16 protein-coding genes are annotated in these 17597 nt (G+C 37.3%); 3 read left to right on the plus strand and 13 right to left on the minus strand.

Translation table 11 applies throughout. From position 1 onward, the window contains the following. Positions 1 to 131: 131 nt before the first annotated feature. The 7 genes from K5Q13_RS06780 to K5Q13_RS06810 form a co-directional block, all read right to left on the minus strand. The gene (locus K5Q13_RS06780; protein WP_220740953.1) at positions 132 to 1259 is read right to left on the minus strand and encodes a 5-methyltetrahydropteroyltriglutamate--homocysteine S-methyltransferase; all 1128 of its coding nucleotides are present in this window, start codon (positions 1257 to 1259) and stop codon (positions 132 to 134) included. 233 nt (positions 1260 to 1492) lie between these two features. Continuing rightward, positions 1493 to 2782, minus strand: coding sequence for an O-acetylhomoserine aminocarboxypropyltransferase/cysteine synthase family protein (locus tag K5Q13_RS06785; RefSeq protein ID WP_220740954.1), 1290 nt, complete (start codon positions 2780 to 2782; stop codon positions 1493 to 1495). Between the two features lie 269 nt (positions 2783 to 3051). Then, positions 3052 to 3528 carry an S-ribosylhomocysteine lyase gene (locus K5Q13_RS06790; protein ID WP_220740955.1) on the minus strand — a complete coding sequence of 159 codons (477 nt, stop codon included), beginning with the start codon at positions 3526 to 3528 and terminating at the stop codon, positions 3052 to 3054. A 131-nt stretch (positions 3529 to 3659) separates the two neighbouring features. After that, positions 3660 to 4784 (minus strand): vitamin B12 independent methionine synthase, encoded by a 1125-nt coding sequence (locus tag K5Q13_RS06795; protein WP_220740956.1) that lies wholly within the window; start codon positions 4782 to 4784, stop codon positions 3660 to 3662. Between the two features lie 73 nt (positions 4785 to 4857). After that, positions 4858 to 5997, minus strand: a complete 1140-nt coding sequence (locus tag K5Q13_RS06800; protein WP_220740957.1) for a trans-sulfuration enzyme family protein — start codon at positions 5995 to 5997, stop codon at positions 4858 to 4860. Beyond that, complete coding sequence (locus K5Q13_RS06805) at positions 5994 to 7103, minus strand: trans-sulfuration enzyme family protein (RefSeq protein WP_220740958.1); 1110 nt, start codon at positions 7101 to 7103, stop codon at positions 5994 to 5996. The genes K5Q13_RS06800 and K5Q13_RS06805 overlap by 4 nt, the downstream gene beginning before the upstream one ends. Next, on the minus strand, positions 7100 to 8005 hold the full coding sequence (locus tag K5Q13_RS06810; protein ID WP_220740959.1) for a homoserine O-acetyltransferase/O-succinyltransferase family protein: 906 nt from the start codon (positions 8003 to 8005) through the stop codon (positions 7100 to 7102). Before K5Q13_RS06810 ends, K5Q13_RS06805 begins: the two co-directional genes overlap by 4 nt. A 472-nt stretch (positions 8006 to 8477) precedes the next feature. Between K5Q13_RS06810 and K5Q13_RS06815 the strand changes: the two genes are divergently transcribed. Then, the gene (locus K5Q13_RS06815) at positions 8478 to 8834 is read left to right on the plus strand and encodes a thioredoxin family protein (RefSeq protein WP_281420531.1); all 357 of its coding nucleotides are present in this window, start codon (positions 8478 to 8480) and stop codon (positions 8832 to 8834) included. 81 nt (positions 8835 to 8915) lie between these two features. Here the strand turns inward: K5Q13_RS06815 and K5Q13_RS06820 are convergent, their stop codons facing one another. From K5Q13_RS06820 to K5Q13_RS06845, 6 genes are all read right to left on the minus strand, one after another. Next, positions 8916 to 9770 (minus strand): S1C family serine protease, encoded by an 855-nt coding sequence (locus K5Q13_RS06820; RefSeq protein ID WP_220740960.1) that lies wholly within the window; start codon positions 9768 to 9770, stop codon positions 8916 to 8918. 53 nt (positions 9771 to 9823) lie between these two features. Next, on the minus strand, positions 9824 to 11107 hold the full coding sequence (locus K5Q13_RS06825) for a sensor histidine kinase (protein ID WP_220740961.1): 1284 nt from the start codon (positions 11105 to 11107) through the stop codon (positions 9824 to 9826). Beyond that, positions 11100 to 11789, minus strand: a complete 690-nt coding sequence (locus tag K5Q13_RS06830) for a response regulator transcription factor (RefSeq protein WP_220740962.1) — start codon at positions 11787 to 11789, stop codon at positions 11100 to 11102. Before K5Q13_RS06830 ends, K5Q13_RS06825 begins: the two co-directional genes overlap by 8 nt. A gap of 135 nt (positions 11790 to 11924) precedes the next feature. Beyond that, a complete protein-coding gene (locus tag K5Q13_RS06835) occupies positions 11925 to 13232 on the minus strand; it encodes a DEAD/DEAH box helicase (RefSeq protein ID WP_220740963.1) in 1308 nt (435 codons plus the stop codon). Positions 13233 to 13236: 4 nt separating this feature from the next. Next, on the minus strand, positions 13237 to 14238 hold the full coding sequence (locus K5Q13_RS06840; protein WP_220740964.1) for a Gfo/Idh/MocA family protein: 1002 nt from the start codon (positions 14236 to 14238) through the stop codon (positions 13237 to 13239). Beyond that, positions 14235 to 14972: a GH25 family lysozyme gene (locus K5Q13_RS06845; protein WP_220740965.1), complete on the minus strand. Its 738-nt coding sequence runs from the start codon at positions 14970 to 14972 to the stop codon at positions 14235 to 14237. The genes K5Q13_RS06840 and K5Q13_RS06845 overlap by 4 nt, the downstream gene beginning before the upstream one ends. A gap of 187 nt (positions 14973 to 15159) precedes the next feature. On the opposite strand from K5Q13_RS06845, the gene K5Q13_RS06850 reads away from it, so the two are divergent. Both K5Q13_RS06850 and K5Q13_RS06855 read left to right on the plus strand, forming a co-directional pair. Continuing rightward, the gene (locus K5Q13_RS06850) at positions 15160 to 16389 is read left to right on the plus strand and encodes an aminopeptidase (RefSeq protein ID WP_220740966.1); all 1230 of its coding nucleotides are present in this window, start codon (positions 15160 to 15162) and stop codon (positions 16387 to 16389) included. A gap of 288 nt (positions 16390 to 16677) precedes the next feature. Next, positions 16678 to 17592 carry a PLP-dependent cysteine synthase family protein gene (locus K5Q13_RS06855; protein ID WP_220740967.1) on the plus strand — a complete coding sequence of 305 codons (915 nt, stop codon included), beginning with the start codon at positions 16678 to 16680 and terminating at the stop codon, positions 17590 to 17592. The last annotated feature ends 5 nt before the right edge of the window (positions 17593 to 17597 follow it).

Consider the following 17597-nt stretch of genomic DNA (forward strand, 5'->3'; position numbering starts at 1 on the left):
CCCATACTTTTTACTGATGCCTTCATAAATTGGTATAAAGAGCAGATTCATGCCCAGTCAATTATACGCCACTTAACAGTTAACCGATACCACACAACAAATTAATTGCTATTTGATACTAAAACAAACTATTAATTACCCCAAACTGTCTTTTGAATATCACGAACTAATGCTAATTTATTCCATTGTTGTTCTTCTGTAATAACATTACCTTCTTCAGTTGAAGCGAAACCACACTGTGTTGATAACCATAAACGATTCAAAGGCAAATATTTTGCTGCTTCATGTATACGATCAATGATTTCTTGCTTATTCTCTAATTCACCTGTTTTTGTTGTGATTAAACCAAGAACAACACGCTTATCACCAGATACTTTGGCCAAGGGTTCAAAACCACCTGCACGATCAGAATCGTATTCCAAGAAATAATTTGACACGTTTTCTTTACCAAATAATTCTTCGGCAACATTTTCATATCCACCAGCAGCAGCCCAATCAGAATGGTAGTTTCCACGGCAAACGTGTGTATTGATTGTTAAATCATCTGGCAAATCAGCGATTGCACCATTATTTAAATCTAAGTAAAGTGCTTTTAATTCATTTACATCAAACCCAGCACCAGCCATAGTTTCCCAGAAGTTAGAGTCAACAAGCATTCCCCATGTACAATCATCTAATTGCACTGTTCGAGCACCTGCCTCATACAATGCCAAAATTTCTTCACGGTAAACGCGCTTAATATCAGCATAGAAGTTATCTAATGAATCATAAAACTTTGATATCAATTCAGCATTAACGCCTCGAGACAATTCAGCATAAAATTGCGATGGTGATGGGATTGTTATTTTTGCTTCAACATTTTTTTCATCAGCAAGTGCCTTCAAAAATTTAAAATGCTTGATAAATGGATGCGTTTGCGCATTAAATCCCAATAAACCAGTTAAACGGGCAGAATCATCACGTGTTTCTTCATGAGAAAACTGATATCCTTCACCATAATTAAATTGTTCTACACCGTCAAATCCCCAAAAATTATCTAAGTGCCAATAAGAACGGCGGAATTCACCATCTGTTATGACATCTAATCCAGCAGCAACTTGTTGATCAACAAGCTTTGTAATTGCTTGGTTTTCAACTTCTTCTAGCGCCTCGTGTGTAATTTTTCCTGATTCGAAATCTTTACGAGCTGCTTTTAAAGTATCTGGGCGTAAAAATGAACCAACGTGTTGAAATCCAATTTTTTTAAGTGTGACTGTCATGTATTTTCTCCTAATATTAAGTAACCGTTATTTTAAAATCTACGTCATTTTAAGGATGGTAACTTCGTACTATGTTACCATCTCTGAAATCAACTAAATTTATCAACTGCACCGCTCCCCCGCAATAAAACAGCAGTGGTAATTTTTTTAGCATGCAAATAATAAATTTTTTGATAATTAACATGCATGTTGCTTTCCTCTTAATTGATTAAATTACCAAAGAATTAATCTTTTTATACTTCTTCTAATGCTGAATCTAAGGCTGAAATCAAATCATTAACATTTTCAATACCAATTGAAACGCGAATCAAATCTGGTGAAATACCTGCATCAGCTAATTGTGCATCACTCAATTGTGCGTGCGTTGTAGATTTTGGATGGATAATAAGTGATTTAGCATCCCCAACATTGGCAAGTAGGGAAAAAATATCTAAATTATTAATCAATGTCTTTGCACCTTCTTCACCTTGCTTTAAACCAAAGGTGAAAATAGAACCCGCACCATTTTTAAAGTATTTATCAGCTAAAGGCTTATATGGTGAGTCTGGTAATTCTGGATAACTGACCCAAGCAACTTTTTCATGATTATTTAAAAATGCCACAATTTTACGTGCGTTTTCAACATGTCGTTCAACACGAAGTGACAATGTTTCTAGTCCTTGAAGGAAGTAGAACGCTGATTGTGGTGATAGTGTTGCACCTGTATCACGCAAATGTTCTGCTCTAATTTTTGTAACGAATGCGCCTGCGCCAAGGTCAGCCCATACGAGGCCATTATATGATGCTGTTGGTGTTGTAAAATCAGGGTATCGACCAGACTTCTTGTAATCGAAATCACCCTTTTCAATAACAACCCCACCCAAAGTGGTACCATGTCCGCCAATGAACTTGGTTGCAGAATGGACAACAACATCAATACCATGAGCTAATGGTTGCGCCAAAAATGGTGTTGCAAATGTTGAATCAACAATTGAAATGATACCGTGTTTCTTGGCAATTGCTGCTACCGCTTCAAAATCAATAATATTTAGTTTAGGGTTACCTAAACTTTCAAAAAATATTGCCTTTGTATTGTCTTGAATTGCTTTTTCAAAATTGCTTGGTTCATCTGGATCCACAAACGTTGTTTCAATACCCAACTTTTTCAAGGTTTCTGAGAATAATTCAACTGTTCCACCATATAATGTTGACGCAGCAACAATATGATCACCACTACCAGCAACATTTAAGACTGCTGCTGTAACAGCTGCTGCACCTGAAGCCAAAGAAATAGCTGCAGCGCCACCTTCTAGAGAAGCGATACGTGCTTCAAATGCTGCATTTGTTGGGTTTGTTAAACGGCCGTAAATATTACCAGCATCAGTTAGTGCAAAACGACCAGCTGCTTCTGAAGTATTCTTAAAGACATATGCCGCCGTTTGATAAATTGGTGTCACACGTGCACCTGTTGCTGAATCAGGTTCTTCTTGCCCTACATGTAATTGGCGCGTTTCAAAAGCGTATTGCTTATCTAGTTTAGTCATTTTTCTTCCTACTTTCATTCTTCATATTGACAGTGACAACGTACAGCGTTTTTAATCGTCACATTCGACACCAGACCAAACCTGTTCCTAAGAGCGTACTCAAAGCGCGCGTTATTTCAAAAAAACGTTGAGGTGTAATTTTTTGCATTGAGACGTTCTCCTTTAATATTATGTACGACGCAAAAATCATGCGTCCTGTTGCTATTACAATGCTTTATAAACGTGCTTGCTTTTTGAACAAACCTCGTCAATTAACGTTTAAATGCTAATTAAACAACTTTTCTTTCAAAAGCATCACTAGAAATACCTTGCGCTAAAATAATTTTGGCCCATTCTTTGGCTGAGTGTAAACTGTGATCCTTGAAGTTACCACAACTCTCAATTTCAGCAGCAGGAACTTCAGTTACATCGTCACTTACAATTTTTTCTAATACTTTTTTGAATACTTTGGCAAGTGTTTCAGCGTCATAATTAATCCATGAAATGACGTGGAACCCTGTCCGACAACCAAATGGTGAAATATCAATAATACCATCAATTTCATCACGAACAAGGCCAGCAAACAGATGTTCCAATGTATGTAGACCACCAGTTTCAATAGCTGTTTCGTTAGGTTGTGTCAATCGTAGATCGTAATTTGTAATACTACCACCTTGCGGTCCATTTTGTGATTCAATCACACGTACATAAGGTGCTTTCACTTTTGTATGATCCAATGTAAAACTCTCAACGACTGTCTCTGCCATTACTTTTCTCCTTTAAAATCACTATTCATCTTATAACTTTGAGTATGCTAAAATAACTACATTTACATCGATTTTTTGACGACACTCAGTATTTTCTAAAATTCTTTAAACCGTTGACTCTCCGGTTGATGTTAAGCTAATTGTTCATCAGCAATTTTTTTAACTAATGCTAGCTTTTGCCATTGATCAGGAATTGTTAGCACATTTCCCTCTTCAGTTGAAGAAAAACCACATTGCGTTGACAATGCTAAATTCTCAACTGGCACATATTGCTGTGCATCATGAATACGTGCAATGACATCGTTCTCATTTTCTAAATCAGCCGATTTAGACGTCAATAATCCCAATACAATTTCCACATTTTCGCGTCCATTCCAGATGTCTGTTAATGGTTTGAAATCTCCAGAACGTGCATCATCATATTCTAAGAAAAAGCCATCATAATTTAATTGCCCTAAATATTTAGCAATTGGTTGGTATCCACCTTCAAATAAGTAAGTCGATTTAAAATTACCGCGACAAATGTGGGTAGACAGCTTAAGATCATCTGGTAACCCTGCTAGCGCCTTATTAATGACATAAACATCGTCTTCAGCTAACTTTTCATACTTGGCACGCTCATCTGGGTTGTCCTCGTTAGCGTTCAGTTGCGCAATGAGATATGCCCATGTTGTATCGTCTAGTTGAATATAGCGCGCCCCTAAGTCATAAAAATGTTGCAATGTATCATGATATGCTTGTGCCAAATCATCCAAAAAATCAGTCCAACTATCGTAATATTTTGACCACAAATCTGAACGATGGTCTCGGTTAATCACTAACGTAGGTGATGGGATAGTTTGTTTTACTTCAACACCTTCGGGAACAATTGACTTCAAATAGGTAAAATCATCAAAAAACGGATGTGCAAGATTAGCATGAACTTTTCCTGTCAAACGGACATTAGTTGTCCGTGTATTTGCGCCATGAAACTTATATGAGTCTTCTTGTTCATAAAATTCAAAACCACCGAGTTGCCCCAAAAAATCTAAATGCCACCATGATCTATTGAATTCGCCGTCTGTTACAGCTGGTAAACCAACTTTAACTTGCTCATCAACAACTTTTTTAATTTCATCGTGTTGAATTTCTAATAATACCTCCCTTGATATATTACCATTTAGAAAATCTTCACGAGCTGCTTTTAAATGATCAGGACGTAAATACGAACCGACATGATCAAAATGATAGTGTAATTTTGTTTGAATTGTTGTCATAATATTTTCCCAATACGCCAGGGTGTGTCAAGCACTCAACATACTTTTCCTTTTTTGATTTTTAGTAGTTTGATTAAATTAATGCCAACGCCTGTTCTAAATCAGCAATCAAATCATTTACATCCTCTAAACCAACTGAAAATCGGAGTAAGCCTGGTGTGATTCCCGTATCTTTCAACTCTTCTACGTTTAATTCTGCATGACTCATTTTTGGCGGATAACTAATAATTGTCTCCACAGCACCCAAACTGACTGAAAAAATCGGTATTGTTAGTGCTTCAACAACTACTTTGGCGTTATCTGCAGATCCAACATCAAAACTCAGAACAGCACCACCTGATTTAGATTGCGACTGATGAATCGTATACCCTTCATGAGTTGCCAACCCCGGATACAAAACACGCGCCACTTTATCATGCCCTTCAAGGTATTGCGCAATTTTTTGTGCTGACTGACTTGACTGCGTCATGCGCACGCCAAGTGTTTTGATACCTCGTAGTAATAACCACGTATCCAAAACACCCAAGGTTGCGCCAACTGCATTTTGAATAAAATATATTTTGTCAGCCAAATCTGAATTATTAGTAACAACAGCACCGGCAAGAATGTCAGAATGTCCAGCTAAAAATTTAGTTGCTGAATGAACAACAATATCAACACCCAAGTCAAGTGGGTTTTGTAGAAATGGTGATAAAAAAGTATTATCTGCAATGGTAATCAAATCGTTATCTTTTGCTATAGCAACAATCGCACGAATGTCCGTGATTTTTAATACTGGATTTGAAGGTGTTTCAATATATAATGCTTTTGTTTCTGGTTTAATAGCCGCCTTAACAGCATCTAAATCACCAAAATCAACTAAGGTATGCGTAATTCCCCAACGTGGTAAAATATCTGACAATATACGGAAAGTGCCACCATAAACATGCTTGCTCACAACAATATCGTCTCCAGCTGACAATGTAAACAATACACTGCTAATTGCTGCCATACCTGTACTAAACAAGTAACCATATTTACCATGTTCCAATGCTGCTACTGCTTTTTCACCTGATTCACGCGTTGGATTACCTGAACGTGCATAATCGAAATGACCAAAATGATCAAAATCTGTTTGATTAAATGTTGAGCTGAGTTGAATTGGGGTATTCACAGCGCCCGATAGTGGATCATGTATTGTTGCGGCCTGAATTACATTTGTCCAATCACTCATAATTCTGCCCCACTTATTGCTTGTTTGAGATCAATTAATAAATCATTTTTATCTTCTAGACCAGCACTAACCCGAATCAGTTGCTCCGTGATACCCAAGGCAAGTCGTTGGCTCTCACTCATATCATGATGTGTCTGCACTGCAGGAATTGTGATGAGTGTTTCCGGTCCACCCAAACTCTCAGCAAATGAACCAATATGTAGTCCCTTCAAAAATAAATTAACATCGTAACCGTCATCTAAATAAAAACTAATCATGCCACCAACACCAGGATAATGAATCGATGATACACCTGTAATTGTTTTTAAGTTTTCTGCTAGAAATTTTCCGTTTTCATCGTGTCGCTTCATGCGTAAATGTAGGGTTTTTAAACTGCGAATTAATAACCAAGAACTAAATGAATCAAGTACTTGCCCCTGTGTTAACAAAGTTGATTCCAATTTGGCCGCTAGTTCATCATTTCCAGCGATGACGGCACCTGCTAAAATATCATTATGACCACCAAGATATTTAGTTGCTGAATGAACGACAACGTCTGCACCTAATTTCAATGGTTGTTGAAATATCGGTGTCAAGAAAGTATTGTCAACTGCAATCAAAACATTTGGAAATTGTAATTGTAAACGCTCACGCAATTTTTTGATGTCAAATATTTTCATCATTGGGTTTGAAGGTGTTTCTATCCAAATCAGTTTCGTTTCTGGTTTAATTTTTTGAGCAAAATCATCTATGCTACTACAGACATCGTAAGTTACACCTCTTTGTTCAACAATTCTGTCAAAATAGCGAAAAGTACCACCATATAAGTCATCACTTGTTAGAAAATGATCCCCTGTTTTAAGTACTGCAGAAAAAACTAAATCAATTGCTGACATTCCCGAACTAGTCGCAAAGGCTTGTACGCCTTGCTCCAAAACTGCTAATTGCTCTTCTAGGATGTGGCGTGTTGGTGTGTTTAAACGCGCGTAGTCAAATCCGGTTGATTCTCCCAAACCCGGATGCCGGTAGGATGTTGAAAAATACAATGGTGTCACAATTGCACCAGTTTTTGTATCGTCAGTGCCATTGCCCCCCTGTGCTAGAATCGTATCTATGTTACTCGTCATAAAGTTTTTCCTTCCTCATACAAATTATCTATTGTTGTTATCTGATCAACGGTTTTCGTACTTTCATAACGCGTTGCCAATAACGCACCCCAATTGCTAAAAATTGTTTCGGCACTAGTTTGCCAACTATTTTGTGGCTTACCCTCAAAATAATAATTTTCAGGCTGACGTGTTGCTGTATCTATCTTCAGGTCACGTTGATATTCATCTTGTAGCGTGCTTGTATCATATTCCAAATGACCTGTTATATATGTTGATTGCAGGTGCTCATCGCGTAGAATGAATGCACCAAACTCATCATTTCCAGCTATCTTTAGCCGACGAGATACACCCTGAAATGGAATTGTAAAATAGCGTGAATGTGGCATAGTCACAGCCGTTAAACCAGTTGTTAATTGACTATGTTGTTTTAAAATATGTTTTATTTGATAAACACCAAAGATTTTATTTTTGTGACTACGTACTGGAAAATTACGCTCGGCATAACCAGCACCAAATGCTGCCCAGCAAGTCAGTAAACTTTCTTTGACATGTGTTTTACGCCAAGCTAATAACTTTTGAAACTCTTGCCAATAATCAATATCTTCAAATTTTACACGATCAACTGGTGCCCCTGTGACAATCAAGCCATCATAATTTTTATGCCAGACATCATTTAACGTAACATAACTGGCTTTAACTAAATCAACATCGTGTTTAATGTGGTGTGTTGCCGGTACAGCAAAAGTGACATTAACGTTGACTGGCAGTTGCGTTAATAATTTGGTTAACTGCTTCTCAGTTTGCAAGCGATTTGGCATGAGATTAACTATCAATATACTTAATGTTGGTTTTTTTAGGTTATATTTCCCCAACGTTAAGCATTCACGTTTAAGCAAACCATTTTGTAAAGTTACTCTCATAAAGTCTGGATCCCTTCTAACAAAATATACTAGAAAATAAAAAAACCGCAGTCTATTGCTAGACTGCGGGACGTTTTTTAACGTGTTACCACCCGGTGTTCATGTAGGGCTCTCGCACCCACACCTTAAACAGTACGCCTGTTAGTAATCGTCGAGAACATCTGTGAAAACCATCAAGTTATACGTTGTGCGTTAACGAGCACTGCCGACTTCAACTTACTGCGCCACACAAATGAGTGTTCGCTAGCTCGTATCTATGAAACTCCAAGACCATTTTCCAACCTACCATCTTACTCGCTTTCACCATGTGCGGGCTCTCTTATCAAGATTTTATGTCGTACTTATCTCTTCAATGTTTATGTTGTATTTACTATAACTGTCATTTGGTTAGATGTCAATACTTTTTCCAAATTTTATTTTTACTTTTCTCATTATTGACAATTGAGTATTTTTAATTATATTGTGGTATAATTTGCACAACAATAAACTAAGGAGTCTGCAAATGTACGAACCTACACATAATACAAATACCGTTATTGAGTCATATATTAATAAACCTGGTCGCAATGTGATGTTTTTGTCTGCGGATTGGTGTGGTGATTGTCGGGTGATTAAACCATTCATCCAAGATATTAAGGAAACTATCAGCACAACTGCCACTTGGTTTGACGCTGATCGTGATGAAAATCTCGATGTTGCTACAGAACACAACATGCGCGGTATCCCCTCATTCGTTCTATTTGAAGATGGTGAAGAAGTCTCTCGTATTGGTCACGGTGAACGCCTAACACCAAAGCAAATCGTTGATTGGTATCAAAGCACTTTGTAATGTTGACATCAATGAACGACAAAAAAGCAGCCCTTTGGCTGCTTTTTTGATACATATTATTTACTAACTTTTCTATAAAATTTATTTTTCCGTTTGATTAATAAATGTTTGTACAATATCTGAAGGGATTGCAAATCCCATACCTTCGACGCTAGTACCATCAGTGGACAAAGTGATCTTTGATGAATTAATCCCTACGACCTGACCAGACAAGTTAACTAGTGGTCCACCAGAGTTACCAGGATTAATTGCTGCATCTGTTTGAATCACTCTAGCAGCAGTAACACCAGTTTCTTCAGCGCTCAGTGTTCGACTTTTTGCTGAAATGATACCACTCGTCACAGAAGTCGCATACTCAGAGCCTAACGGTGACCCAATTGCCAAAACTGGCTGTCCAGACGCCAATTCATTCACAGAACCAAATTTAGCTGTTGTCTTAATCGTACTTGTGTTTGCCTTAATCAAAGCTAGGTCTTGTTTTTCATCCGTTCCAACAACTTCAGCTTTTACCTTTTTACCACTAGCCGTTATAATCTGTAACGCATCTGAATCAGCCACAACGTGATTATTAGTAATAATATAGACGCTGCCATTGGCTATTTTATAAACAACACCTGATCCCTCTGACGCTGTTTCAACTTTTGGTGATTCTTGGTCTTGTTCCCCAAAAAATGATGAAAAATCCGTATTTTGCCCTGAGTTGGTCTGTAAATTTTGAACAGTCACAACTGCATTTTTAATCTTATTATAAGCTATCGTTGCTTCATCATTACTTGTATAGGCGACTTTTGAAATTGAAGCCTGTCCAGAAATGTTAGCAGTTTTTTTCGTTACCGTTTGTTCTTGAAACCAAGAATTTGGTTGTATGCCTGAATATACGACACCACCACCGATGACAGCTGATATGATGACTACAGGAATTAATGAATGTTTCATAACATAAATCTCCTAACGTAATTAATGTACTCACAAGTCAATTCAATATAAAATTAAAGTGGCAAAGTTACTTTAAAAATAGTACCTTTAGGTTGATTATCTAATACCACAATCTTACCACCATGAGCATGGACAATCCATTCAGCAATTGATAGCCCAAGACCTGTACCACCGGTCTGTCGACTTCCCGTTTTATCTTCACGATAGAAACGATCAAAAACATGCTTCTTTGCCTCATCACTAATACCGCGTCCAGTGTCTGCCACACTCAATATGAATTTACGTTTCTCAATGGTAGCAGAAATTGAAACTGTGGCGCCTGAATCCGAGTATTTCATGGCATTATCAATCAACAAAACTAACAATTGATGAATGCGTTTTTGGTCAATAAATATTGGTTGATTGGCATGTGTTGACAATAACACTTGTTTACCATCAAATTCAGCCATTTCTTGATATGGTGCGACAATATTTGACAAAAATTCTGAGATATCGGTCGATTCTCTTTCAATTCGAGTCATATTGGAGCCTGATTTCGCCAGTGTCAACATATTATTAGTCAATGATGTTAAACGTCGCACTTCTGATAGCGATAAAATAATAGCATTGGATTGCTCACGTACTGTTGATTCAGGACGTGTAAGCATATTTTCTAGCTTTCCTTGGATAACCGCCATTGGCGTACGTAGTTCGTGTGCCGCATTATTAACGAAATCCTGTTGCTGTTGCCAAGCTTTTATAATAGGTTTCATATTCATCATGCTAATCCAGTAAGAAACCATGACCGCAAGCAAACCAAATGTTCCAAATGACCATAAAATTACTTTTTTAAATTGATTGAGATTAAAAATTGTATCTGTGACGTTAACGGTAATAATTCCGTATTTAACTGGTTTCCCATCATTATTTTTTGTGCCATCAACAAATGATACACGTGTCCCACGATAATAATTATTGCCAATTTGTACAGTTTTTGGACGGTAAGAAACAAATTTTTTACTATACTTAAACTTCTGTTTGTAGACAGTTTGCATCGCTTCAGGTATACGTTCATCAATGACTAACTTCTTTGATTTATCATACACCCAAACATCCGATAACATATTTGATTGTAATAAGAGTGGTGCTTTTCTATTCGCATCAGCAGAATTTTGTAGTGCGCCCGTCAAGTCAAATTGTTTAATTTGTTGTGAGATTGCCGTATCGGAATTTTGAAAAATTGTTCGTGTGTAAGACCAATAAATCACACTACCAAGAACTGAAAATATGACAAAAAAACTCGCAATTAACAGTAGAAAACCCCGAATTTGTTGTTGCTTGTTAATGACATTAGGCATCTTCAACCTCTAAAATGAACCCGATATTACGCAATGTTTTAATCAAGTCGTTTTGACCAACCGCCTCTAACTTTCTGCGCAAATTATTTAAATAAATATTAACAACATTAATTGTCGTATCGGAATCAATTCCCCACACACGATCAAAAATTTGATCACGTGTGACAATGATATTTTTATTTTGCGCTAAGTAAGTCAGAATATCAAATTCTTTACCAACTAGTTTAACTTGTTGTCCATGTACCTGAACACCTCTGTTTTCTAAGTTAATCAATACATCCCCAACAGCAATCATGTTATCTTCAGAGTATACGCCAGCACGCCGAAGAAGCGCTTTAACGCGTACCAATAATTCTTCACGATAAAAGGGCTTGGTCAAGTAATCATCTGCGCCAACATTGAATCCTTCGATTTTATCATCAAGCGAACTTTTAGCTGTTAAAATCAACACCGGCGTTTCCACATTATTTTTACGTAAGTTTTTAATCACCTCAAATCCGCTTTCACCGGGTAACATTAAATCTGAAATAATTAAATCATATGGGGATTCTTGACCTTCAAATTCGCCATCGAGGCCATTATTAACAACGTTGACATCGGCAAAATCCTGTAAAAACCCAACAATATTGTCTGCCAAGTTAACATCGTCTTCGATTAATAAGATTTTAATTGCTTTAGCCATTTTCATATCTCCATTGTAACGTTTTATTCTTTTAATTGTAATGCTTTCTGATTAATAGGAGATTAAATACCGCTATTTTATTCACTTAAACGCTGCAATATTTTTTTCAATAAAATAAAAAACGATGCTACCGCATCATTTATCATCAGATTTTTTCGCCCACTTTGGCTTACCCTTGTCTTTTGAAGCTTTCAATCGTTTTTTCTTCTTTGGTTTTTCAACAACTTCAATCACAGTTTTTTTCTTAACAGTGGGTTCGATTGTGTTACTTTTGGGTTCATTTTTAACACGCACATCATCACGTAAATGATGTTCTACTCGTGTAGGTGTGGCATTCTGTGAGTCCGCTACCTTTTTATCAGTAAACGCTTTTTCCGCCTTAACTAATTGGAAATCTTCACCTAATTCACGTTTCAAATCACGAATGTCGTGATCATTTCCCAAATTAAGCACACGCCCTACCTTACCCATACGTCCTGTACGTCCTGTACGATGGATGTATGTTTTTTTAGTTTGTGGTAATTGCGCATTGACCACTAATGGTAAATCTTCAATGTCTAATCCACGCGCAGCAACATCAGTGACTAATAATAAGTCTACCTCACCTTTTTTAAATAGACGTAAGGCATCTGCACGTTGAACTTGGCGTTTGTCGTTGCTCCCAATACTCATCACACTAACATGGGCATGACGTAATGTAGCTTGCATATTAACCAAACCACTAATTGTATTGAAGAAAACTAATGCTTGTTTTTTATTTCGTGCAAGTTGAATCAACATATTTGCTTTTGCTTTTTGATCAACATACTGAAATTCATGCTTTATTGCTGTTGGCGCATCTGTTCCAACTGATATCGGTCTGACTTCTTGCTGAAATGTATCAGACACATATTTCAAATTCACGCCAGACGTTGCTGAAAATAAACCTAATTGTACATTATCTGGTAATTGCTTCGCTAGTTCTTGTAAACTCTCATGACGTTCTTCCGTCAGCATCGCGTCGGCTTCATCAAAAATAACTGCCTGAACAGCATTAAGTTTCAGTGCACCACCTTCAATCATCGTTAACATACGACCAAGTGTACCAACAACAATATGCGGCTTTTCTTTTTTGAGTTTATCTGCCTGTCTGCGCCCGTTAGCACCGCCAATTAGACTTGTTACAGAAACACCAATTAGTGCGCCCCATTCACGAGCTACAGCTGTTGTTTGCATCGCTAGCTCTTGACTTGGCGCTAGGATTAATACCTGTGTTTTTTTTGCTTTGACATCAATACGTGACAACATAGGTAGAATAAATGCCAACGTCTTTCCCGTTCCAGTAGGTGCCAAACCAAAAATATCTTCGCCATTTGAAAGTTTTTCCCAAACAGCATCTTGTATTGGTGTTGGTGCTTCAAATTGTAAATCAAACTTTTCTGTTAGTTCTGATCTTATCGCCATTAAATTAATATTCTTTCTGGTCTGCAGGAAATTCAATTCCAGCCGACGAACGTAAATCAAACAACGTTTGATTTACTTGTTTAGCAAGTTGGAACCACTGGTTATATTTTGTGTGATTGCCAACTGGGTCATTAATAACATTGGCAAAATCCAATGCTTCATGCACCATTGGATTACTATCTGGTTTCTGACCAATGTTGTCAGCATTACCGTTACCATCATAGTATGTTACTGTTTCTAGTTCCGCAATATTTGATATTGCAATTGTTTCTTTTAAACCATATATTTCACTTGGCAAATATGAATTGATACTCTTACCAAACAAAACAGTGACATTAAAATCATCATAAAACAAGTTAGCTACACCTTTCCCATCAGCCCCATTCGCTAATAAGGTTGGTAGATATTGTACAGCTTTTGGTGCGCCATATAAAGCAATTGCTGCATAAATGGGATACACACCCAAATCATATAACGCCCCTGCGCTAAATTCACGCGTCAAGACATTTGGTTGTTGCCCATCCAAATAGGCATCATAACGAGAAGAATATTTCTGGTAAACTAAAGTCGCCCCTTGTAGTTCCGGCAACTCACCCATTGTTTGCTGAATAATCTTGAAATTGGGTTGGTGAATATGACGTGCTGCTTCAAAATAGCGCACATCGGAATGACTGCTTAATAATCGTTCAATTTCTGCAAATTCTGTTGGATTACTCGTTGATGGCTTTTCAACAATGACATGAACACCTGCCTCAATGGCTACTTTTGCTTGCTCGAAGTGGAATGAATTAGGTGATGCAATGTAAACCACATCAATATCTGTGTATAAATCACTTAAAGTAGTGACAATATCCACATTATCGACCGTCAACGTCTCTAAAAACGCCTCGCCTTGATCTTGTGTACGAGAATATATTTTGGATAACTCATACTCACCTGTTATAACTGCTGCTTCGATGAACATTTTGGTAATCCAACTTGTACCAATAACACCAAATTTAATCATTTCATATCCTCAAATTCTTTTTCTGTACCATTGAACACACTCGTTGGCATCTTAATTGCTTTCAAACCGCTACCAATTGTGTGATCTTCACTATATTGAATAAATTGATTCCTACTTGCTTTATCAGTCGTATTATTACTAATTAACCAATACTTAGTTTTTGAAATTGTCGATGATAGTTTTTTCTGTACGTTTGCTGTGGTATAAATTACTGTTGGTCTATCATAATGACTATTCAAAATTTGTAACAGTGTGACAAGGCGATCGATACTGGCTTGTGTACTCACTGCTGTGTCTACAACATAGACAGCAATAGGTAATTGACCAATATTATTACCAACATTATCAATAAAATACTGTGCTTGAGTTGACGCGTCCGTGGTCGAATCATAAACTTGTATGCTACCCAATTTCAATTTAGCAGATTTTGCACGATTATAGCTCGACTGGTACCCATCATCAGCAAATGAATCCCCTGTTGTTGCACGTAAATAAGCATAATCAATACCATTTGATGCTAGATTGTTATAGTCGACATAACCTGATGCTTGACTGATTGCCACACCCTGTATTGAAAACCCTTCTGGCGATGGATTCGTTGCCACTACAACCGGTTTAGTAAAAAACCAAACAAATATGGTCGCCAAAAGACCACCAAATATGAGTAGGTATGTGATTGCTGTTAATGTTTTTTTAGTTTTAATTTTTGGCGTCACTGCAGAATCATTTGTCATATTTCTATTATACAAAATATATTAGCAAACCGCTCGTTAAATATACTAAACTTACTGTAATAATAATTTTGATCACTTTCCTGACATATTATTTGAAACACCATTCTGTTCATGAGATAATTAACACATTATTAAATTTTAAAGAGGAGTATGCTAGACAAAACAATTGTTTAGCCAATAAAGCACTATGTCGTTAGAAACTAAATTAGATAAGTACGCAGAGTTAATTGTCAAACGTGGTGTCAACGTTCAACCAGGACAAACAATTATTTTATACGCAGAAGTTAATGAAGCCTATTTTGCACGTAAAATTGTTCATGCAGCCTATCAAGCTGGTGCTCGAGAAGTTGTCTTGGAATGGTCAGATCAACAAGTATCACATGATTTCTTAACCTATACTGCTGCTGATCGCTTGGAAAACATTCCTAACTATGAAGTAACCAGAGCTAATGAGCTCATGGATATCTATGCTTCACGGATCTCACTCCTATCACAAGACCCTGACGGTCTAGCAAATGTTGATTCTGAGCGTCTTAGTAACTTCACTAAAGCAAAACAAAAAGCGTTAGGCCGCGTACGTGAAGCTACCATGAAAGATGATATTTCTTGGTTAGTTGCTGCCGCTGCTGGACAATCTTGGGCCGAAAAAGTCTTTCCTAGCTTAAAAGGTCAAGCTGCTGTTGAACGTCTTTGGGAAGAAATCCTTAAGGATGTGCGTATTGACGATACCTCAGATGCTATCGAAAATTGGCATACACACGTCGAAACACTTAAAGAAAAGGCCGACTGGTTAAATAAACAAAACTTTAAAGAACTACGCTATCAAAATACCAAGTCTAACTTCACTATTGGTTTAGCAACAGGACATATTTGGGAAGCGGCCAATTCATATGATAAGGCTGGTAATAACTTCATTCCAAATATGCCAACAGAAGAGGTTTTCACAGCCCCTGATAACCGTAATATTCATGGTCATGTTGCTGCAACGCTGCCACTATCGTATCAAGGTACATTGATTGAAAACATCGAATTAGATTTTGAAGATGGTCGTATCACTAAAGCAACTGCAACCAAGGGGCTTGATGTTTTACAAAAATTAATCGATACGGACGCAGGTTCAAAATCATTGGGCGAGGTATCGCTCGTGCCAGACGCTTCACCAATTTCACAAGGTGGTGTCCTATTTTACAATACATTATTTGATGAAAATGCCTCTGATCATTTGGCTATCGGTGCTGCTTACGCTTCCAATATTTCTGGTGGAAAGACTGATTCACCAAAGGATTTAGCTGCTCGGGGTTGGAACATTTCAGATGCTCACGTTGATTTCATGATTGGTTCAGCTGATATGAACATTGATGGTATCACCCAAGATGATAAAGTGATTCCCGTATTTCGTTCCGGCAATTGGGCCTAAAAACATCACATTGAGCTGTTATTGACATATTTAGAAATACATAGTAAACTTATGTCAATTAAGTTTTAGGAGATAAAAATGGCATCAAGCTACTTAACAATGCAATTTGAATGCTGCAGTACAACACGTTTTCGATGTTGTACTGCTTGTTAAGCATAGACTTTTGGTGAACCATAACCAACTAGTTAATTTGCTCTTCGAGTGGTTTAACTGTTGAAGGCGTGTAAAATTCTTACGAATTTTTGCGCCTTTTTGTTTGGTTCTAACATAGAAAAGGAATACGTATTCATGTATATTACTCATGTTTCTCAACTAATTGGTCATACACCCTTAATTGATTTGCAAATTGATGTGCCAAATAATAGCCACATTTTTGCCAAATTAGAAATGTTTAATCCTGGGGGCAGTATAAAAGATCGTCTAGGCCAGTTTCTCATTGCTGACGGGCTAGAAAAGCATCTCATCAATCAAGATACGACCATCATTGAACCGACTGCTGGTAACACAGGTATTGGTTTAGCCCTAGCTGCACAAAAGTATCATCTACGCACCATACTCGTCGTGCCAGAAAAATTTAGTTACGAAAAACAACAACTCATGCAAGCATTAGGTGCCACACTTATTAACACGCCATCTAGCGAAGGTATCAAGGGTGCGATAGAAAAAGCAAAATCCTTAGCACAAGAAATTGATAACAGTTATTTACCAATGCAGTTTGCAAACGCTGCTAATCCAAAAACTTATTATCAAACACTGGCGCCTGAAATCATACAAGATTTAGATAATCAAAGCATTACCGCTTTCGTAGCAGGTGCTGGAAGTGGTGGTACCTTTGCAGGTGTAGCAACATACCTCAATGAGTACGATAATCAGATTAAAAATGTTGTTGTTGAACCTGAAGGTTCTATTCTGGCTGGTGGCCCTGCGCATTCACATCGCACTGAAGGCATTGGTGTTGAATTCGTACCACCGTTTTTTGACAATATAACAATAGATAAAATCATGACAATTAGTGATTCGGATGCTTTTTATCAAGTACGTGAAGCAGCAAAAAAATTAGGATTATTTATTGGTAGTTCGAGTGGTGCTGCACTCGCAGCTAGTTTAAAATTAGCTGAATCTCTACCTGAAAACAGCAATATTGTTACTATTTTCCCAGATAGCAGTGAGCGCTACATGAGCGATCAAATCTATTCAAAATGAGGTAT

This window comes from Leuconostoc miyukkimchii (genome assembly GCF_019656055.1).
Classification (GTDB): Bacteria; Bacillota; Bacilli; order Lactobacillales; family Lactobacillaceae; genus Leuconostoc; species Leuconostoc miyukkimchii.